The organism is Chitinophaga oryziterrae, from assembly GCF_009758125.1.
Taxonomy (GTDB): domain Bacteria; phylum Bacteroidota; class Bacteroidia; order Chitinophagales; family Chitinophagaceae; genus Chitinophaga; species Chitinophaga oryziterrae.
The window spans coordinates 1533223-1554415 of record NZ_WRXO01000001.1 but is presented as its reverse complement, the minus strand read 5'-3'; the positions used below and the strand labels follow the sequence as shown (position 1 = coordinate 1554415).

General features: G+C 40.8%; 12 protein-coding genes. 4 read left to right on the top strand and 8 right to left on the bottom strand.

Annotation, left to right across the window (positions count from 1 at the left end; genetic code table 11):
- Positions 1–54: 54 nt before the first annotated feature.
- From GO495_RS06370 to GO495_RS06355, 4 genes are all read left to right on the top strand, one after another.
- Positions 55–2595 carry an adenosylcobalamin-dependent ribonucleoside-diphosphate reductase gene (locus tag GO495_RS06370; RefSeq protein WP_157298824.1) on the top strand — a complete coding sequence of 847 codons (2541 nt, stop codon included), beginning with the start codon at positions 55–57 and terminating at the stop codon, positions 2593–2595.
- 125 nt (positions 2596–2720) lie between these two features.
- Positions 2721–3545, top strand: a complete 825-nt coding sequence (locus tag GO495_RS32045; RefSeq protein WP_205691207.1) for a hypothetical protein — start codon at positions 2721–2723, stop codon at positions 3543–3545.
- 322 nt (positions 3546–3867) lie between these two features.
- Complete coding sequence (locus GO495_RS06360) at positions 3868–4209, top strand: helix-turn-helix domain-containing protein (protein ID WP_157298823.1); 342 nt, start codon at positions 3868–3870, stop codon at positions 4207–4209.
- Positions 4210–5148: 939 nt separating this feature from the next.
- A complete protein-coding gene (locus GO495_RS06355) occupies positions 5149–5913 on the top strand; it encodes a TlpA family protein disulfide reductase (RefSeq protein WP_157298822.1) in 765 nt (254 codons plus the stop codon).
- A gap of 58 nt (positions 5914–5971) precedes the next feature.
- On the opposite strand, the gene GO495_RS06350 is transcribed toward GO495_RS06355, so the two are convergent.
- The 8 genes from GO495_RS06350 to GO495_RS06315 all read right to left on the bottom strand — a co-directional run bounded on the left by GO495_RS06350 (position 5972) and on the right by GO495_RS06315 (position 21168).
- Positions 5972–8599: an alpha/beta hydrolase family protein gene (locus GO495_RS06350; protein WP_157298821.1), complete on the bottom strand. Its 2628-nt coding sequence runs from the start codon at positions 8597–8599 to the stop codon at positions 5972–5974.
- A 287-nt stretch (positions 8600–8886) separates the two neighbouring features.
- Positions 8887–10218, bottom strand: a complete 1332-nt coding sequence (locus tag GO495_RS06345; protein WP_157298820.1) for a thioredoxin family protein — start codon at positions 10216–10218, stop codon at positions 8887–8889.
- Between the two features lie 76 nt (positions 10219–10294).
- On the bottom strand, positions 10295–11755 hold the full coding sequence (locus GO495_RS06340) for a RagB/SusD family nutrient uptake outer membrane protein (RefSeq protein ID WP_157298819.1): 1461 nt from the start codon (positions 11753–11755) through the stop codon (positions 10295–10297).
- A gap of 19 nt (positions 11756–11774) precedes the next feature.
- The gene (locus tag GO495_RS06335; RefSeq protein WP_157298818.1) at positions 11775–15173 is read right to left on the bottom strand and encodes a SusC/RagA family TonB-linked outer membrane protein; all 3399 of its coding nucleotides are present in this window, start codon (positions 15171–15173) and stop codon (positions 11775–11777) included.
- Between the two features lie 130 nt (positions 15174–15303).
- Positions 15304–16425: a FecR family protein gene (locus GO495_RS06330; protein WP_157298817.1), complete on the bottom strand. Its 1122-nt coding sequence runs from the start codon at positions 16423–16425 to the stop codon at positions 15304–15306.
- Between the two features lie 127 nt (positions 16426–16552).
- The gene (locus tag GO495_RS06325) at positions 16553–17152 is read right to left on the bottom strand and encodes an RNA polymerase sigma factor (protein ID WP_157298816.1); all 600 of its coding nucleotides are present in this window, start codon (positions 17150–17152) and stop codon (positions 16553–16555) included.
- A 257-nt stretch (positions 17153–17409) separates the two neighbouring features.
- Positions 17410–19821 (bottom strand): penicillin acylase family protein, encoded by a 2412-nt coding sequence (locus tag GO495_RS06320; protein ID WP_157298815.1) that lies wholly within the window; start codon positions 19819–19821, stop codon positions 17410–17412.
- Positions 19822–20070: 249 nt separating this feature from the next.
- The gene (locus tag GO495_RS06315) at positions 20071–21168 is read right to left on the bottom strand and encodes an aminotransferase class I/II-fold pyridoxal phosphate-dependent enzyme (protein ID WP_157298814.1); all 1098 of its coding nucleotides are present in this window, start codon (positions 21166–21168) and stop codon (positions 20071–20073) included.
- Positions 21169–21193 lie beyond the last annotated feature (25 nt).

The following is a 21193-nucleotide window of genomic DNA, read 5'->3' as shown; positions in this document are numbered from 1 at the left end:
AAAAGCGTAGCTTTGCAACCATATCCAACGTTGTCCTCATCTAAAATTTTAGTCATGAAAATTGCAGATCAATCCAATACAATCACTACTTATTCCATCGATGAAGCCTACCGGAAATCGCTTGATTATTTCAAAGGAGATGACCTGGCGGCGAGAGTCTGGGTAAATAAATACGCCTTAAAAGATTCGTATGGAACTATTTATGAAGGTACTCCGGATGACATGCATCGTAGAATTGCATCTGAAATTGCACGAATAGAACAACGCTACCCGAATCCTTTATCGGAAGCGGAGATTTTTGAGCTGATCCGGAACTTTAAATATATTATACCACAGGGAAGTCCGATGACAGGAATTGGCAATCCCTATCAAATTGCCTCCCTCTCTAATTGTTTTGTCATTGGTAATGAAGGCGATTCTGACTCTTATGGCGGGATCATGAAAATTGACCAGGAGCAGGTACAGTTAATGAAAAGACGTGGCGGTGTAGGGCATGACCTGTCCCATATACGCCCCAAAGGTTCGCCGGTGAAGAATTCCGCCCTGACTTCTACCGGTATTGTCCCTTTTATGATGCGTTATTCCAACTCTACCCGGGAAGTAGCACAAGACGGAAGAAGAGGTGCACTCATGCTTTCTATCGCCATAAAACATCCTGATTCCGAAGATTTTATAGATGCCAAAATGGAACAGGGCAAAGTGACAGGGGCAAATGTCTCTGTACGCATTGATGATGAGTTCATGAAAGCTGTGGAAGCCGGACAATCTTATCTGCAACAATATCCTATTGACAGCAAAACCCCACTTTACAAAAAAGAAATTGATCCTACGGTACTTTGGAAGAAGATCGTACATAATGCCTGGAGTTCTGCTGAGCCGGGAATTTTATTCTGGGATACCATTATCCGTGAATCAGTACCGGATTGTTATGCCGATCTGGGTTATAAAACAGTTTCTACCAACCCCTGCGGAGAAATACCACTTTGCCCATATGATTCCTGCCGCCTGCTGGCCATTAACCTGTTCAGCTATGTTGAAAAACCTTTTACTGCCAAGGCCAGTTTCAATTGGGAATTATTCAAAAAACATATTCATTCTGCCCAGCGCATGATGGATGATATTATTGACCTTGAATTGGAGAAAATTGATGCGATCCTGCAAAAAATTGCTGAGGACCCAGAAGACCCGGAACTGAAGCGTATTGAAAAGAATTTGTGGGTAAATATCCGCACCAAAGCGAAGGAAGGCAGGAGAACCGGTATCGGTATTACCGCAGAGGGCGATATGCTCGCCGCAATGGGCCTGCGTTACGGCAGTGATGAAGGATCAGCCTTTGCCGTACAGATACATAAAACCCTTGCTATTGAGGCTTACCGGGCATCTGTAACGGCAGCTAAAGAAAGAGGCCCCTTCGCCATATTTGACGCTGACCGCGAAAAAAACAATCCTTTTATACTTCGTTTGAAAGAAGCAGATTCACAGCTTTATTATGAAATGCTGGAGCATGGCAGGCGGAATATTGCTTTACTGACAATAGCCCCTACCGGAACAACCAGTCTGATGTCTCAAACAAGTTCAGGTATAGAGCCGGTATTTATGCCGGTTTATAAGAGAAGGAGAAAAGTGAATCCAAATGATAAGGAGGCGCGTGTTGATTTTGTGGATGAGGTAGGTGATTCATGGGAAGAATATGTCGTTTTTCATCATCGCTTTAAGCAATGGATGGAAGTGAATGGGCATGATCTGACTAAAAATTATTCCCAAAAAGAGCTGGATGATCTGGTAGCAAAATCACCTTATTATAAATCCACCTCTAATGATGTGGATTACCTGAAAAAGGTACAGATGCAGGGAGATATCCAGAAATGGGTCGATCACTCTATCAGTGTTACTATTAACATGCCTGCAGAGGTTACAGAAGATGTTGTAGGACAATTATATATGGCTGCCTGGAAAGCTGGCTGTAAAGGGGTGACAGTATACAGGGACGGATCACGTTCCGGCGTACTGATCGCGAATACTGCAACAGAGCAAGGTAGTCAGTCGATATTCCCTACAACCAGGCCACCCGTGCTTGAGGCTGAAATTGTTCGTTTCCAGAACAGCAAGGACAAGTGGATCGCTTTTATTGGATTGATTGAAGGCAGGCCGTATGAAATATTTACCGGTTTTGCTGATGATGAAGATGGTATTCTCATCCCAAGATGGGTCAACAACGGTGTCATTATTAAAAGCCGGGATGCAGATGGAGGATCGCGTTACGACTTTCAGTATAAGAATAAACGCGGACATAAAACCACAATAGAAGGCTTATCCTATAAATTCAATCCGGAGTACTGGAATTATGCAAAGCTGATTTCAAGCACCCTGAGGCATGGAATGCCTATTGAAAAGGTAGTTGATCTGATCAGCAGTCTTCAGTTGGATGAAGCTATCAATACATGGAAAAATGGCGTGGCCCGTGCGCTTAAAAGATATATACCGGATGGTACGGAAACAAAGAAGCAACGGTGTCAGAATTGTAATTCCACCAACCTGCAATACCAGGAAGGATGCCTTACCTGCAAAGATTGCGGTTCTTCAAAATGCGGGTAACTATCGATAAATTTTACTGCTTTAAAGACACCTTTGGATGATTGATCAGATTTAACATTCCCTAAGCAACATACTGCTTTAACCTTGCTGCTTCCGGACCATCTAATACACCTAATTCTATTTATATGAAAAGAATAGCCTGCCTTTTATCAGCTATTTCCCTACTATCTTTAGCACAGGCACAAACTCCTTCCAACACCTGGGCAGTAGTGCCTGTTACTGCAGACGGAATATTGAATGAATGGAAAACGCCGCTGAAATATCTTGATGAGAAGATCCAGCTTGCTTACGAGATATCCAACGACTCCACTAACTTATATGTGGCCATCAGCACAATGGACGATGCTACTCAGGTGAATATTATGCGAACAGGTATCAGTCTGGGTGTGAATATAAAAGGCAAGAAGCAGATAAATACATCCGTTACCTATCCACAGATAGATGGAAGTATCCTTTATGCACAGCATCGATATGGCGGTAATAACCCCGCACACCAGCAACCAGATGATGTCTATAGCGGACTGCAACAATATATGGGCAAAGCCGGTGTAAAAGGGATTACCGGCGTGCCTGATGGAACCGTTGACGTAACACAGCATAAAACAGGCATTGCCGCCGCATTATCTCTCGAAAAAGATACACTGAATGTAGAATTGGTGATACCATTGTCAAAACTAGGAATAACACCTGCGTATGCGAATAAGATCGCTTACAGTATCACCGTGAATCAGGATATGGCTGTGCGCGGAGGTTCGCGAGGTGGCGGCAGAATGGGCGGTGTAGGACTCGGTGTTGGTATGGGTGGCGGCACTGGAGGCATAGGAGGCGGTTTTGGGGTGAATCTGGGCAGTTTTGGGGGACGCAGGAGTATGGACGGCAGCGGGGGGGATAAAAACAGTACGATAAGGGTAAAACAGGTATTGGCGAAGCCGGAGAAAATGGTGCCTTAAAAACTTAATTACAATAATTGCATTGGAATAATAAATTAGATCAAAAAGATGTTTTTGAGTAAAAAAATATGCTTTTATCCTATATCTTTGTATTGTCTTTCCTGATGAGCTTAACAGCAATTTTCCTCATATACTTATATTATTATTCGGCGACATTTAGCTCCCAATGTGGGTTTTAAATTTATATGGTACAATAGATAAATAGACAAATTGTTAACTTTTAAAGTCTGTAGCCCCAATATTCAAGTTAACCGTCTGTCCCCAACCGAAGCAAGGAACAAGTCCAACTCATTGTTTTGTACAAATTCAAACCTTACCTCAAATGAAATTAACCTTCTCCGAAAGGAAAATCATAGAAAAGGTACAATTAGAAATCACAACAGACTTCAAGCGTAGATTTAAAATTGAGGACCTTTGCGAACAATATAAGATCAGTGAAACTAAACTGACCAAAGGCTTTAAACAGCTTTTCGGAATAACTATTGCCCGTTATCATCTTGAATTATGCATGCAATTTGCTAAAGAAGAATTCATCAAAGGTACTACCGTCGGAGAGATCGCATTTACCCTCGAATACAGCTCTATTGCCACTTTCTCCCGTGCATTTAAAAGAGTCCACAATAAGGCTCCCAGCTACTACCGGTTCACCGGAGCCGTTGACTAGTTCAACGGTTTCTGTCAAATAAAATCTTTTTTGGCCAACTTCTTTTGCGCGCATTTTCTATTGATTTAACTTACATCCAGAATAGAACGAAAGATGAACATCACAACAATTAAACTAAAAACTCTATATCGATTATAACGTTGTTTTAAACCTTCAATCCCAAGCTAAAGAAGCATTTCTATTTTAAGTCAGATAATGTTATACCCATCCCGGTCTAACTTACTAATACTACATTGGCTTTTTTCATTTAAACCTCAAGTACCCCCGTCAAATTAATGGTAAAAGTGTTTGCCTGAACGCAAGTGCAGGTATAATTACTGCCAGGATGTTGAATTAATGATGCGAATATTAATTCAGGTTATTCCTGCTGCACGGCTGGGTAAGATGTAGGGTCGGATCAGCCATATACACCACTTTAACGGATTAATGGGAATGCGGGGTACTTGATATAAACTCTCTATGGCTATTCCAGATAATGATATAGCTCGAGTATTAATTATAAAATAGCTTATACGCATATCTAAACGTGTGTAGCCAAAAAAAAAATAGAAAAGTGTCATTAACAACAGTTAATAAAATGGTAAGATACAAGAAAGCGTTTCAACCGGTTGAGATGAAGCCGTATTGGGAGAACTATAAACTGGCGAAGATTACCTTCTATAAAAAGGGGTTGAAAAATTGAACAGATCAATGGCTTAATCTTAATACAGATTATTATTTAAAAAAATGAAATGTAATATAAGAATTCATATTTGGTGTTGTTAATCTTGTAATTGCCTCCACCAAATATGAAAAGCTAATAGCAATCAAATTAGTACGTGAGTTTCCAAAATCATGTGGTAAATAGGATGAACTGCCTGTGTTATTTCTTGCCGTTCCTATATCACTCCGGGACATCATAAAATTAACCCGGTAAATTTCATTACCATACCTTATAGATTGGAATTGCTTATAATCACCGCCATAACGTTAGTATTCAGTTCATGTAGTCATCCTGTAGAAACAAACTTGATTACAGGTAAGGAAGGAAAAAGCCTATCATCTTTTGATTTACTACGCCCCAATAGTATGACCATTTATCATACCAGCCAGATGAAAGGTAAACCTACTGTAATATTTTTCTTTGAGCCCAATTGTCCTTATTGCCAGCGGCAGATGGAGGAGATTAAAACTAATATGGTTGAAATGGATAATATGCAGTTTGTTTTATTAACTGGAGCGTGGTTTGTTGGTATGAACAACTTTGTAGAACGGAATGGGTTAAAGGAATATTCTGATGTTGTGGTAGGGTTGGATACTGCAAATTTCTTTATGAAATATTATAAGCTGAATGGTTATCCTTTTAGTGCTTTTTATAATAGTAAAGGGATAAGTGAATATCCAGAAGGTTATCTCGATGGTCCAAAAACTGAATTGAAGTTATTTCGCGAAATAAGGGGGAACCCGAAAACCCTTGATCAGAGTAGGGAAATCTCGATTAATCACAAAATTATTCATTATGAAACGCGCAAAATTCATGCTCGCTGCTATCGCAGTTTTAGCAATTGCTGGTGGTGTTTATGCTTCAAAAGCAAACAGAGGTTCTTTCCTGTATTGTTCGACTACCACAAATACAACTGGGACTTTACTTACAAACTGGACAACGACAAATGTACCTGGCATCACTACCTATTGTACACTTGCTCCAGACGAACTTATCACTAAGTCCACCCTGATTACGCCTCGCATCTAAAAGAAATGGGAGGTCCTAGACCTCCCATTTTTAATATCCTTTTCGATATCCTTTATATTTAGCAGATATGCCATTTTGCATCCATGCTGGCATTGGTGCATCTTTTAGATAATGATCGAGAAACCCCTTTAACCTAATTGTATAATCTTTAAGATTGTTTTTGTTTGCGATCATATGCCCCTCATTATCATATTGTAACAACCACACTCTCTTCTGTAAGCGCCGCAATGCAGTAAATAATTCCCGACCTTGTGTAAACGGAACAATATCATCCTGAGAATTATAAAGCATTAACAATGGGATATTAATTTTATCTGCGTGCATTACAGCGGAACTTTCGATATATAAATCTTGCCCCTCCCATATATTACACCCAATTCTACCTTGTTCAGTTTCTGAGAATGCACGACCAAATGGTTCACCACCTCTTGACATTACATCGCCTGCATAACTGATAAGATTGGAAGGACCTGCTGAGTTGACCGCTGCTGCAAATCTGTTCGGTCTAATAATAATATTATTAGTCTCAAATCCCCCAAAGCTATGCCCCTCGATTCCAACTTTAGTTGAATCTATGTAGCTATATTGTGATAAATATTTATAAGCGCCGACAACGGTTTGATAAGCACTTTCTCCCTGCTTACCTGCCCTAATCGGTATATCTGGAGTGAACATTAAATATTCATTACTGACGAAATAGGCTATATTACTGATCTCTGCGCTATATTCAGGTTTTGGATAGGAATGCAAATGATCTGACAGTTGTTCATAGTAGGTTATAATTAGGGGATACTTCTTTGATGCATCGAAATTTTCGGGCTTGTATAGCACACCCTGTACTTCTGAGCCATCTAAAGATTTGAAATTTACGAGTTCAGAAGTTAGCCAATTGTATTTATTTTCGGGATGAAAATTCGTAAACGGTTTAAAGCTGATGAAATTTTTGGTAAAGTAATAATTCCCAGGATCATTGTAGTTTGTTCTTTTAACTATCCAGACATTTACATCTTTCGCCTTCATTGGATAAAATGGACTTAGTATTGGAATTTCTGAATGATAGTAGCAATCGGCCATCGAACATTTTTTCGGATCAACATTCTCTTTAAATGATAGACTGTAGAAACCATTCCGTTTTGTTTTTACATCATATGCTGAGAGGATAGCTATTGATTTAGTGGTTAAAATTCCATCACCTGAACCTTCTACAATTGGTCGAAACATTATATGGTTTCTTCTACCAAAGCCATTGGTCAGGTTGACTATTTTTTCCGGCATTTTTAGATCAACTTTCCAAAGATCAAATTCATCCACAATAAGTACTGAGGACTGGCCTTCTAGCCAGCCATAGAAATCAAATGTACGTTTGTCATCTGTATAGTAATCGTGTGTAGCTTTGGCTGTCTTTATTAAATCATGTGTGAGTACAGCAAATTTTTTTGTTCGAATTTCATAATACATAATATCTTTGAATCTTGTAACATCCAATCCTATCAGATATTTTTCGTCGGGAGACATTGCCTTCGGCCAAAACGGAACGGTGTCCTTGGTACCGCTCTTTAAATTCAATAAAATATACTTTCCTTTTGCAGATTCATTCCAATTGCGTTCCATTAAACTGCCCTTCAACACGGTGATTATTGCATAATTTTCGTTTAGAAATTGGATAAATTCATTTTCATGTTGTAACTGTTTAACAACTTTGGAAGCTATATTGATAGCTGCAATGTAACTCTTAGGGTTTATTTCTGCTAATTGTTGGCTTTGAATTTTTGCATCTTTATAACTCCATACATTAACTTTAACCGCATCATCAGGGAGTGGAGGGGTAGGACTTTCTTTAAGGCTGATAAACAACTGACTCCCATCTTTACTGAACCTATCGATAGTGTTGATCTTCAGGTCGCTGTCTAATCCTATTATATTTGAGTCTGTTAATTTAGTAAGGACGGTGTTCGTTGTTGAACCAATCCAAATTTCGGTGACATTATCTCCGTAACTAAAAGCATATTGATCTCCTCTAGGAGAAATTGTAAGGTTAGTAAAGGCAGGTGCTGTACATAATGATTTCAACTTTTGAGTTTTAAGATCTATCAATGATAACTCCTGTCCTGATTTTACTTTTGTTTCGAGGTAAACTAATTGCCCATTATTTTCTAAACGAAAGCTAATTACGTTAGGATAGCTCATAATTTTGCCGGTCTGGATTTCCTGAATATATAAATTGTCTGACATGTCCGTATATAGTAGCCAATTTTTATTATAACTTTCAAAAAGCTGATAATGTTTTATACCAGTATTTTTTTTTTCAACGGAACTACCGAGTTTAATAGTGCACATTTCATTGTTCTCTGTAAGCATTATTATATGTCTATTATCTGGCATAAAATTATACTGCCGGATTCCGAGTATCTCTTGAGACCAAGGGCCATTTGTAGCGCTTATATGCAAAGTCCTTTTCATAGGATTATAGGTCCGAGTTATGTAGGCTACGTACGTGCCAGCATTATTTACAGCCGGAACGCCCAATGATGGCCAATTGTCAAGGGCATCAAAATCTATCTGTGCCTTGGCTTCTTTAATCTGCGCATGGATTGGGCTAAACCACACTATTGTGGTCAGCCAAAGCAAAACATACCTATATTTAAATAGTGTCCTCATATGTAAATCGTTTTTTGTACATCTAATAAGTTAGCTGCATTTTACCTGTAATTTTTTTGAACATTCTACAGGAATAGGTCACTTCATTAAAACCAAAGACCTGGGCTGCTTCCGATGCAGGTATTCTGCTTTGCAATATTAATATTTTAACCTCCTTTATAATTCGTGATTCAATTATGGTATATCCCGTAGCATCAGATGGAATGTAGTTGTTCTGGAACCATATTATTTTTATTATGGTTAACAAACAAATGAAATTAAGTTACGTAACTGAAATAGAGCAGCAGTTATCGTTGTTTAGGCCAAGTTGGTTCTCCTTTCTTCATTTTTTGAAGGTTTAGCGAAATGTCAGCGTAAATATACTTCTTACCCCTTTTGGCTGCATCTTGCTCATCGGCTTTCACTGCTAATTCTTGTGTGCGAATGGCTTCACTGACCCGACCTAGTTTATATAAAAGATTTCCCTTAGTATCCAAAAACTGTGAAAAATGTTCTGCGATAATAGCTTGATCAACCCATTCTAATGCTCTTGTTAGTGCTTTTTTATCAGAGGTTTGTTCAAAAACCTCCCATGCAGGCAGATTCAACTCAGTAAAAGCAGCCATTAAGTTAGGGGCCGGTGGATATAACTTTATTTTTTCGGTTCTGTAGTAGCTATATAAATCCCAATTATTTAAGTGTCTATAAAAAACCATTTGCTCGTTTAGTATAATAGCTCTTGCATCGGATACCGGATAACGATTTTTAACGACTTTCGTTAGGACCTTCCAGTTTGGCACATTTGTAATCGGTTTATCTGATTTGTAGAGTATTGGGCCTAATAAATCGCGGGAGATAATGCTGGAGACATAACCACTTGCATTGCCCACCCCGAGTATAGAATCCATTAGGCCAGGTTGCAGGTATGCAACTTTGAAGAAATGATCGTCGAGTTTTACTAAGTCAATATTATACTCACGAATTAATTTTAGGTTATCTGGGGTCGTGAAAGCCGTCATGTCTAACTGATCTAAATAATCAGTTTTATAGCTACGCGCGATATTAGCAGCTAACGTGTCATTTATCAATATCTTTTTTATAACCTCATGGAGTTTTAGCATTTTAGAAAAATCTCTTTTACCAGCTTTATAAGCTGCTAGGTCAGCTTCAAACTGCTTCACAAAACTCGTGTCACTTGCGAAACTTACCAATGTTGATAAATCTGTAGCAGACTTGTAACCTATGGCTCTATGAATCAGTTCACCATCGGCGTTATAAAACAATACAGTTGGAAATGCATTTATTTTTTCACGGAACAACATCTTTTTCGCATCTGCATACCAAGAGCGCACGAACGCATTATCTTGGCTCGTGCTATCCATTTGTACCTTAATAGAAATGAATCTTGAATTCATTATTCTCCCTAAATCCGCATTCGGATAGGTTTCCTTGTCCATCATTTTACAGGGACCGCACCAGGTAGTATAGGCATCTACAAATACCATTTTCTTTTCTTTTTTAGCCTTTGCAAGAATAGATTGCCAATTTCCTTGATCCTCAAATTTAACGCCTGGAATATCTTGGGCATTAACCAACAGTGGAGTTATGATCCACATCCACATAAACAATATTTTTTCCATTTTCAGTTTTTTTAAGTAAAGTGCACCCTGCCTTGTCTAAAAAGGCAAGGTGCTTTGTATATTAATTAGTTATTCTTTATTCGTAGCCAGGGTTTTGTTTTAGATTTATACCAGTTTCTAATTCCTGATAGTAAATAGGGTACAATGCCCAATTACTATTCCACGTACCGCCTTTCACATTGGTAACTGATGGCATTACTTCGTCTATCTTTCCGGTACGCTTTAAATCGAACCAGCGATGTCCCCATTCAGTAAATAGTTCGTGGCGACGTTCAACAAGAATGGCTTTTAGTAGAGCTTCTTTGGTCATAGCAGTTGTGCCTTCCAAACCTGCTCTACTGCGTATAATATCCAAATCAGACTTCGCACTGTTCATGCCTGTAAGATTATTTTGTTGTGCTCGCGCTTCGGCTCGAATTAGATATTGTTCAGCTATTCTTAGTACTATTGAATATTCTGTACTGGGGAAATTTCCCTGACCGATTTTGTACTTGGTAGCGTAACAGATTGGTTTAGTCCCCCAAATCAATGTTTTAGTCCATTTACTTAGGCGATTATCATCAATATCGAAGCTAGCTGTTAAGTCTGGGTTTAAATAGTAGGGAAAACCCTCAGTTGGTCCAGTAGAGGGCAAAATAAACGTACGACCTTGCGGAGAATTTGATCTATTACCAGCGCCAACATTTTGTAAAGCCCATATTGTTTCTTTGCTATTCATTAGAAAAACATCATCTAAAGGGACTGTTTCATATAATGAAGTATTATTGATCAATTTGGTGGCTTCTCCTTCAGCTCCTACCCAATTGTTGGTGTATAGATAAATTCTGGCCAGTAGTGCTATAGCAGCGGACTTATTTGGTCGCACTCTTTCATTGGTTGTTTTTGTCAATGTTGCGTCGAAGTAAATATCTTGCATCAGACTTTGTGCTGCCAGCAGATCCTTTATGATCTGCTGATATACTTGATCTTTTGGAGTTCTAATAGATCCAGCTGCCTTATTGTAATCTGTAGTTAATATCAGAGGAACATCACCGTATAAGTTCACCAAATTAAAGTAGGAATATGCACGCATGAAATAGGATTCTCCAAGAAGTTGGTTTTTTATAGAACTGGTCATTCCTTTGCTGGCACTTATACCCTCTATTGCCTCGTTCTCGATATATACGTAAGGGTATATCCCGCGCCAAAAGTCCAGGCCATTGATAAGTTGACTAGTCAATTGATTTTTATAATAAGCTATTCGTCCTAGGTTAGTGCTGCCACTAAACAATGTCAGTTCATCTGCCGAAAGGCCGGGTAATGCATTTAAGGCAGCAAAGCCCTGACCTAGCAAATTCTCATTTGACATCGTCGCATATAACGATGTCACTGCCGCTATGGCGGTAGGATCGTTTTCATAGACAATACCACCATTATTACTTGTAATAGGAGGCTCAACGGTTATGAATTTTCTACAGCTGACTATACAAATCATTAGCAAAACAAGTAATGCATTGCCAAATTGATTCCGGTTATTGTTTTTATATATTGTGTTCATGATTATCACGTTAAAGTAATTATAAAGTTGCGTTGACGCCAAATGACCAAACCCGCAGTGGAGGGAGACTATTTAGGTTTAGCGTTTCCGGGTCTAATCCATCATATTTGGTAATAGTTAACAAGTTTTGACCATGCAGAAATAGTCTGAAATTTTGTAAATGCATTCTGCTTATCCATCCTTTTGGTAACGACCAAGATAGTGATACATTTTTCAACCGTATAAATGAAGCATCAGTGTAAGCCGCATCAGAGCTCTGAACATCACTTGCAGGTAGGTTCATGCTATACTTCTGTATTATAGTACGATCCCCATCTTTTTGCCAGCGTTGCAAAACGCTTACAGGTTGATTAAAGTTGGATACACCGACTGCTCCAAATCCATGTTCGTAACCTAGCGCTTGCTGCTTGACGAATTGAAAAAGTGCATCTAATTGAAATCCTTTATAACTGAAGCTATTTTGAAATCCGCCAAAATATTTGGGCAAACGATCAATTAAGTAAGTTTTATCAGTGACGCTATTCGGTGTCGTTACAATACTTTTATCTGCTGCATAAAATTGATAAATACCGGTGGTAGGATCTACTCCAGCAAACTTATAATTCCGTGTCAACTTAACTGATTTACCAACGACTAAACTATTTGCATAGGTAGATGTTTCTATACCAGGAAAGGCAATCAATTTGTTACTGCTGATAGTAAGATTAATAGAACTGTTCCAACTGAAATCCTTAGTTTTCAAATTTATTGTGTTCAAAGAAAACTCCCATCCAGAATTTTCTACTGTTGCAGGAAAATTTCTTTCAATATTACTAAATCCTGTCATTACAGGTAGTGCATAATTAACCAGTTGATTGTCACTACGATTGTTAAAATAGTTGGTGCTGAAAAGTAGCCGGTCGTTAATGAAACCTAGATCCAGGCCGACCTGTAATTTCTTGGTCAGCTCCCATTCGAGATATGGATTTAGAAGTTTATTAGGCTTAATAGTGGTAATTCCCTGATAGGGAACTGGAACATTATAGTTGTTGTATAAATTTAAATATCCATAATCACCAATCTGATCGTTACCGGTCGTGCCGTAACTCGCTCGTAACTTACCAAAACTTAAACTGGGCAACATCTGCTTCGCAAAAGTCTCGCTGCTGAACAACCACGCTGCACCAACAGCTCCGAAGTTGTGCATTTGGCTTTGCAAACCGAACCGGCTGCTGCCATCTCTACGAGCAGTAATATTAATTATGTATTTATCTTGCCAATTGTAATTTAACCTCGCGAACGCCGCACTGTATTTATACGTTGCCTGAAATGGTTCTCTAGCAGTCAATGTGGCTGCTGCCTGATAATTATAAATAACTGCGTCATTGTTATAGCCCATTCCATCCATTCCGCGTAAATTATGTTGTCTGGACTGAAGCGTACCTCCCAATAAAAAATCAAACTTACCACCACTTATTGAATGGGTGTAATTTAGTTGGGGCTCTATGATCCAGGAACTGATGGAACCATTTGCATATGACCCCATTCTGTAATCACTATTTTGTATTTCGGGAGGCAGTGCGGTTGATGGAAAGATGGTTACCTCATCAGAGGTTGTACTGGTGTAACCAAAATTTGAGCGTAAATCTAAACCTTTCAAAATGTTGTAAGACAAATTAAAACTAGACACCAGATTGTTGGTTTTATTTTGGTATTTCTGTACTAAATAGCTCAATGGATTAACGTTGAAAGTAGACAGGCTGTCTACACCATTTCCGGATAGAATGCGTTGCCAGTTGATGCTTCCATCTGGATGCGACAATGCAGGGGCATTCGGAGCAAGTGTGATTGCCATGTTTGTTATATCAGATGTGGGTAGCTGGTTATCATCCATCAAATAATTAGCAGTAAATTGGAGTTTAAAGCGATTCTGCAATGAATTGTGATTAATGGCTAGTCCAAAAGAGCCTTTTCGATCAGAGAAATTTTCAGATAATACAGTCGTTTCTTTGTGATAACCTGCATTGAACCGAAATGTTGTTGTGCCACTGCCACCAGATATTGAAACTTGTGCATCAGTATAATGTGCATTTCCGCCTAAAAGTTCCTTTTGCCAATCTGTATTTTTATTTTGATCCCATACTGTCAAATCATAATTATCCCAGTCAGGGGAAGTTGGTAAAGGTATCCCATCATTCTTATAAGCCTCTTTACGCATTTCCAGATATTCTTGTGTGTTGAGTAAATTCATCTTATGCGCTACCTTACTTATCCCTGTTTGAAAAGTTGCATCGATCTTAGAAGCTCCGGTCTTTCCCCTCTTTGTTGTAATCAAGATAGCACCATTGGCTGCACGGGAGCCATAAATAGCGGTGGCATCCGCATCTTTTAGTACCTCAATACTTTCAATGTCCGCAGGATTAATGTAAGAAAAAGGATTACCACTACCGGCATTTTTAAATGCATAAGTATCACCGGACTGACCCAAAACGTTGCTACCTAACGTCGGTAGCACCTGTTGAATATAGGGTACACCATCAACCACGTAAAATGGATCATTACCACGTCCAATAGAATTCACGCCTTGAATACGTATAGTAACCCCCCCTCCAGGCATACCTGAAGTCTGAGTAACAGTTATACCAGGAGTGCGCCCCGCTAGCGTTAACAATGGATTACTAACCGGTTGTGTTTCTATTTCTTTAGCAGTTATTCCACCGCTATTTCCAGTGGTCAAACGTTTACTTGTTATGCCATATGCGATTACCCTTACTTCATCTAAACTGGAAATGCTAACTTTTAATCTAACATCAACCGGGGAGCCAGAGTAATTCACGGTTTGGCTTTCGTAGCCAACCATAGTTACTAACAAGCGGCCGGAAGACGGCGCCCCTTTAAAAAGATAGGCTCCTGTACCATCAGTTGTTGTCCTCTTATTAGTGCCGACGATTGAAACGTTAGCATCTGGTATAAAACGACCCATAGTGTCAGTAATTCTTCCTATTAGATCTGTTGTCTGATCTTTTTTTGACGACGCTGTTTCTATTTTTTTTTTGGATTCTTTCAGCTTGATCATAATGATGTTATGCTGAATCTGGTATTCAAAAGGTTGGTCAGCAAAAACGGCTTGTAGAATTTCGTCGATATCGGTCGATTTGAGGTTTAGAGTAACAGGCTTAGCTTTTTCTAAGTCGGATGAGGCAATGCCAAAGGTGTAGCCACTCTGCTTTCTGATAGAGGTTAATACCTCCTGTAATGATGCTCTATTGAAGTGGAGGGAAATTTGTTGCGAGAATGCATTGGCCGATACTTGCAGCGTGGCGATGAGGAGTATAATGGTTAGTTTCATAACTGCAAGGTATTTGATTAGTTTGCCTCGTGAAGTTCGTTTTTTTTGTAAAAAAAAACACATACCTCCCTGATAATGAATTAAATTCATAATTTTACGTTTTTGGTTGATTTAGTTGATTGTTACTGTTTGCATGGAGACATGGAAATAAAACCGACTTCCGGGAGTGTGAGCGCACTTTCGGTTCTTGTTTTTTCGCCTACTGATTCTGGTTGTTCAGTTACTTGATTTTACTGATTTCTAGCCTCCTTCCATCTTTTAGTTCAATTTTGATGCCTTCATTACTACTGTTTGTAAAGTTGATCACATTAAGAATGTCTTGTAACGTAGCGGATCGTGATAAATCGGCATTGAGCTTGGTATCGGGCAAATTGTTAAAATCTGCTTCTACATTATACCAGCGACAAAGCTGCTGCAGCACTTCAGCAATGGGTGTTTTTCTAAAGATAAACATCCCATCTTTCCATGCAATTTCATCAACAGCATTGACAGTTTTAATTTTAAATCCTTTAGATAAAAGCTCTGATTGTTGATTTGGTAGTAATAATTGAGTGAGGTTACTTGAGGGTTGAAGAAGAGCCACACTGCCCTCTGCAAGTGTAGTGATTACGCTTTCGCCGGAATAGGCACTGACATTGAAATGTGTACCTAACACTGTAAGTTGTTGTCCTTCCGTGGTAACGAGGAATGGTTGTTGGGTGTTTTTGACTACTTCGAAATAGGCTTCGCCTATGAGGTTAACTTTACGCTGGCTGGAAGTAAACCGGGAGGGGAATTGTAATGAACTGGCTGCGTTTAGAAAAACGTGTGAACCATCAGGCAGAATTAATTGGTACTGCCCCCCTTTTGGGGTCCTGATGGTGTTCATTCCGATTACTTCACTAATGTTATTGTTTGTTCGCATCTTATAAGTAACAACACCAGTGCTGGTGTCGTTAGTGATCAGGACGTCGGGATTGGTGGCCACCGCCCCGTTTGCGCCGTTTAAACTGATCTGTTTCCCATTAGCCAGGGTGAGTACTGCTATGTTGCCACCCGGCTGTAAATCAAAGGCTATTTGTTTTTTATGGTTGGTCTGTTTAAATAGTATAAAGGATACCCCAACGACAAGCAACACTGTTGCCGCATATCGTAAAATTAGGATATATCTTCTTCGGGGATGCCGGATACCAATGTTTTGCCATATTTCTTTCCCGACTGATTCAAAGTCAGGAGCTATATCAGGCAAAGGAGATGTATTGGAATGTTGCAAAAACCAGCTTTCCAGCCTGGCAATTTCATCCGGCGTACATTTTCCTTCCCGATATCTATCGAATAGATTTAAAACGTCATTCTCATTCATTAGACAATCCTGTATGGTTGATGTTCTAAGAATATAACAGCTCAGAATATAAAAAGTAATAGTCGGAGTTAAGAATTATTTAATAGGTCGTTAACATCCGGTTAACGCTAATATTGGTATATTTTTACTATCCTTTTCTATGAAGCCATAGAATGGCGTACATCACCTGTAAAAAGAACAGGCATGTAAGCTTTGAACGCATTTTTCTTACTGCGTATGAGATGGTATTTTTTACAGTTCCTTCTGAGATACCGGAACGTTCTGCTATTTCCTTGTGTGAAAGATATTCCTTACGGCTCATTTCAAATATGGCACGCATCTTTGGGGGCAGGTTTTCAATCTCTTTTTCTATCTGACGCTTCAATTCATTCTCGCGCACCTGGTAATCAGTAATATATTCTCCCTGATTGTGAAATGCCAGATAAGCTGTAATATATTGATTACGTACCTGACTATGACGGTATAGGTTAATAATTAAATGCTGCACACTCTTATATAAGTAAGCCTTTATAGATTCATTATACAAACTGCCCATTTTTTCGTACAGCTTGGTAAAGGCTTCCTGAATAACATCTTTTGCCTGATCGTTGTCTTTAAGTTTATTGAGTGCAAAACTGTAAAGTACTGCCCAGTAGCGGTTATAAATCTCTTCAAATGCATGAGTATCCTCCAGAATTAATAACTCTGTAAGTTTAGCATCTGAATAAGATTCGTATTTCGCCTTCATGACAATACAGGTAAATCGTGAAATCCAAGTTAGATAGTAAAAATTCGAAAAGCAAGTATTAGCATGATTATGTCATGGAAGAATCTGCTATTGAAAGCAATAACATAATGAAAGTCTAATAGTTAGTGATGAATACTCAATTTTAGTCGTTCCCGGTACGAAATTAACATTAATGATTTTCCCCTGCGGTTAAGACGAAGTTAATTAGCTGTATAGAGACAAAAAAAGGGCCTGAAATAATTTCAGACCCTTTTCTATTATTTACCAAAGACCATTTTAAACCTGATAGCAGGATCATCATGTTCTGTGGGATTGAAGACATGTAAAAGGTAGTATTTGCCCTGTACCCAGTCCTGCACCGCATTATCATAAAACGGACTCCCCGGGTTGCCGCTCTGCCCTCCGGGATAGATGCCGTAGGCTTCTGTTTTATCAGAGAGCTGGACAACCATACGCCAGGAAGGGCCATGCGTTTGTTTAGTGGCGTTGACGATATGACGCCCACCACCGGTAGCCAGGTGCATAGCACTGAAAGCAGGAAGACTGCGTGTGAGATGACGGATATCCGTACCACGGTAACGCCCCCATTCCAGTATTTTTCGAGATTCCAGTATCTGCACGCTATCGGAAGTGATTTTGAAAGCCTGATCAACTAAAGAAGATAGTGTTTCTTTCTCAGGAGTATTAACATTGTCGATGAAATGCATGGACGAGTCGCGGATCAGCCAGAGAAGGGTGGTTTTCTCCCAGGGCATCTGCAACGCCATTTTAGTACCGAGATCGTCTTTCCAGATGAGATTCATCAACTGGTCCCAGAAAATGTAGAATATAGTGGCTCCTTTGCTGTCTGGTGAATTTTGAAGGTTCCAGTCAGAGAGAAGTTTGAAGTATGGTTTTTCGGCAGGAGAAACAGCGGTAAGGTGCTTTTTGAGCAAGGGCAGCGCTGCACGGGCGAAAAGGTTCATGTTGTCGTTCTGAAGCTGCATCATGTCCTGTACAGTGATTTGACTGGCAGCAGAAAGGACTTCATTGATGCGCTTACCGCGGAACAGGTCGTAGTCGCCGATATAGTTGTACGGATAGCTGCTGTCAGTAGGATGCTGGTTGGCGGAACTGACGAAAGCACGCTCCGGATTGTGCATATGCGGGTTCTGGTCCATGGGGATGTACCCCTGCCAGGCGAAAGTACTGTCGCTGCCGGGCATGATGTACTTGCCCTGGTCTTTCCAGCGGAGCGGGTACTGCCCGTTATGCCAGATCGCGATGTCGCCCTGTTTATCAGCGAATGCGAAGTTTTGCGCCGGGCAGGCGTAATGTTTCAATGCGGCGATGTAATCGTCGTAATTACGGGCCTTATCGAGCTGGAGGAAAGTGCGTAACTCATTGGACGGGTCGAGCGCCTTCCAGTGCATAGCGAGATACTGGCCACCGGCGGTAGTGTCGGGGAAAGTGTTGTCAAAGAGGACTGGTCCCCAGACGGTATAAGCGACGGTATCGTAGTAAGGCTTGCTGTCGCGGATGGATATCTTTTCGATGCGTTCAGTAGCGTCGCGGTATTGCCCGTTGAAGAGGTATTGCTTATGGCCGTTACGGAACTGCATCTGGTAATAGTCTTTCACGTCTTCTTCCCCATTGGTAACGCCCCAGGCGATGTGGTCATTGAACCCGATGATCACACCGGGAGCACCGGGTAAGGAAGCGCCGTAAACATTCATCTCCGGCGTATGGATCTGCACTTCATACCAGAGGGAAGGGAGACTCAGGTTCAAGTGAGGGTCGCTGCAAAGAATAGGTGCACCGGAACGTGTTTTGGAACCGGCGACAGCCCAGTTGTTACTCCCGTTGTCCGGGTCGGGCTTGTCTTCTTTGAAGCTGAGCAGCTTGCCTGCCAGTCGGATGATACTGTCCGGTGGCGGGACCGCCTTCACGGTAGCAGCATCGAAATGGGTACCGGCAGGAATGATAGGGTCCAGGCTGTCACTGAAATCGGGGTACATCAGGTCGAAGTCGGATTTGCTGAATAAGCGACGGGCATTTGTATATTCCAGATCATCAGCAGCACCGGCAAGGTCCTGAGCCATTAGTTTGAGTAATATTCCGGAGTTGAGCGATGTCCAGGGTTCCGGTTTATAGTTGAGTAATTTATATTCTATGGGCAGTTCGGCTGTGCTCAGGCTGTTGATATAGGCATTAACACCGGCAGAATATGATTCGATAGCTGTTTTGGTAATAGGGTCTGCTTCCATTTCCTTAAGGGCCACTTCAGCAGCGTAAACCATTCCTTTGCGGCGTTGCATCCGGTCGTAGTTCAGCATTTTGCTGCCGAGGATCTCGGAGAGGCGGCCGGAGGCGGCGAAGATTTGCAGCTCCATTTGCCAGAGGCGGTCACGGGCATGCATATATCCTTCTACATAGTAAGCGTCTGCATCGTTTTCAGCGAAGATATGAGGCACCATCCTGTCATCCAGCCAGACTTCCGTCTTCCCTTTTAAACCGGGGAGGTCCAGTTGTTCGTTATAGTCTTTGCTGATAGGGGTGGCATTTTGCCAGAAACCTTCCTGTGGGCTCAGGAGTTTGCCTAAGGGAGGGAGTGAACCCCATTTGTTGTCCAGCGTTGCAATAAATCCGATCGTAATGGCCGCCGTAATGGCGAAGGGAATGAGTCTCATGGCTAAAAATGATGATCAGCTAATATACATAATAATGTGCTAACCCAGGATTTTCAGAATTAAGTAGTGACCCGGTTTGATTACATAATCTTCGCGCCAGATGTTTTTGCTCATAAATACACCTTATCTGACGTGAATATCAGGTGAAGTTAAATTGAAAAACAAATCCGGAACCCATATTCCAAAGCTACATCAGAGAACTAAACAGTCAGATGCAGTGTATTTATGAGCAAAAACTTCTGGCCAAATTCAGGAACTTAGTATACCTATCAACTGATCAACTTCTTCCGTTGTATTATAACTATGTAACACAATTCTAAGACGCTCCTTGCCCCTGGGGACAGTAGGATGCATGATCGCTCTTACGTCCAGGTTAGCCGACTGTAACTTCTCAGCCAATTGCCGGATCACTTCATTACCCGGGGCCAGCACCACCTGTATCGGCGTTTCACTGGGCAGGACGTTTAAGCCTGCGTTCTGGAATTGAGAGATTAAAGAAGATAAATGCTCACGGGCGCCGTTCATATAAGGGAACAGGTCATAACTCGCCATGATAGCTGCTATAGCTGTATGCGGCAACGCCGTTGTATAAATAAAGGACCGGGAGAAATTAATAAGATAATCCCGCAAATGAGCAGAACCCAGCACCACCGCACCATGACAACCCACCGCTTTCCCAAAAGTATGCACCCGCGCAAAACAGGGTAAATTCAGATGCTGTACCAACCCCTCTCCTTTCTCTCCCACTACACCGGTAGCATGCGCTTCATCCACAATCAAATGCGCATTGAACTTATCACAAAGAGCAGCAAAATCAGCCAATGGGGCCATATCCCCGTCCATAGAATACACAGACTCCACCGCCACAAAGATATTCCCCTCCGCATGTTTCAACTTCTTATGCAAATCTTCCGCATCATTATGAGCAAAGGAAAACGCCTGGGCTTTGGATAACCGGATACCATCACGGATAGACGCATGGATCAACTGGTCATAAATGATAGTATCCCCTTTCTGCGGCACACAGGAAAACAACCCGATATTGGCATCGTAGCCGGAGTTATAGATCAATGCGGCGGGCGACTGATGGAAGGCAGCCAGCATACTCTCGGCCTCTTCTATCCATACATAATTCCCTGCCAGCAAACGGGACCCCGTACTGCCATGCATAAACGGTCTTGCCTGTAACAATGCATGCACCGCTTCCTGCATCGCAGCGCTGCGGGCCAGTCCCAGGTAATCGTTAGAACAAAAGTCCGTCATTCCGGGAGCAGGTATCCGTAACTCACGGAACGCATGTTGTTCCTTACGTAATGATAAATGCTTTAAAAGAAAATCTTCCTTCATCACACAAAGCTAAGTAACTTTGCGA

Coding starts and splice junctions, on each gene's coding strand:
- GO495_RS06370 (WP_157298824.1), top strand. CDS start 55: ATGAAAATTGCAGATCAATCCAATACAATCACTACTTATTCCATCGAT.
- GO495_RS32045 (WP_205691207.1), top strand. CDS start 2,721: ATGAAAAGAATAGCCTGCCTTTTATCAGCTATTTCCCTACTATCTTTA.
- GO495_RS06360 (WP_157298823.1), top strand. CDS start 3,868: ATGAAATTAACCTTCTCCGAAAGGAAAATCATAGAAAAGGTACAATTA.
- GO495_RS06350 (WP_157298821.1), bottom strand. CDS start 8,599: ATGAGGACACTATTTAAATATAGGTATGTTTTGCTTTGGCTGACCACA.
- GO495_RS06345 (WP_157298820.1), bottom strand. CDS start 10,218: ATGGAAAAAATATTGTTTATGTGGATGTGGATCATAACTCCACTGTTG.
- GO495_RS06340 (WP_157298819.1), bottom strand. CDS start 11,755: ATGAACACAATATATAAAAACAATAACCGGAATCAATTTGGCAATGCA.
- GO495_RS06335 (WP_157298818.1), bottom strand. CDS start 15,173: ATGAATTTAATTCATTATCAGGGAGGTATGTGTTTTTTTTTACAAAAA.
- GO495_RS06330 (WP_157298817.1), bottom strand. CDS start 16,425: ATGAATGAGAATGACGTTTTAAATCTATTCGATAGATATCGGGAAGGA.
- GO495_RS06325 (WP_157298816.1), bottom strand. CDS start 17,152: ATGAAGGCGAAATACGAATCTTATTCAGATGCTAAACTTACAGAGTTA.
- GO495_RS06320 (WP_157298815.1), bottom strand. CDS start 19,821: ATGAGACTCATTCCCTTCGCCATTACGGCGGCCATTACGATCGGATTT.
- GO495_RS06315 (WP_157298814.1), bottom strand. CDS start 21,168: ATGAAGGAAGATTTTCTTTTAAAGCATTTATCATTACGTAAGGAACAA.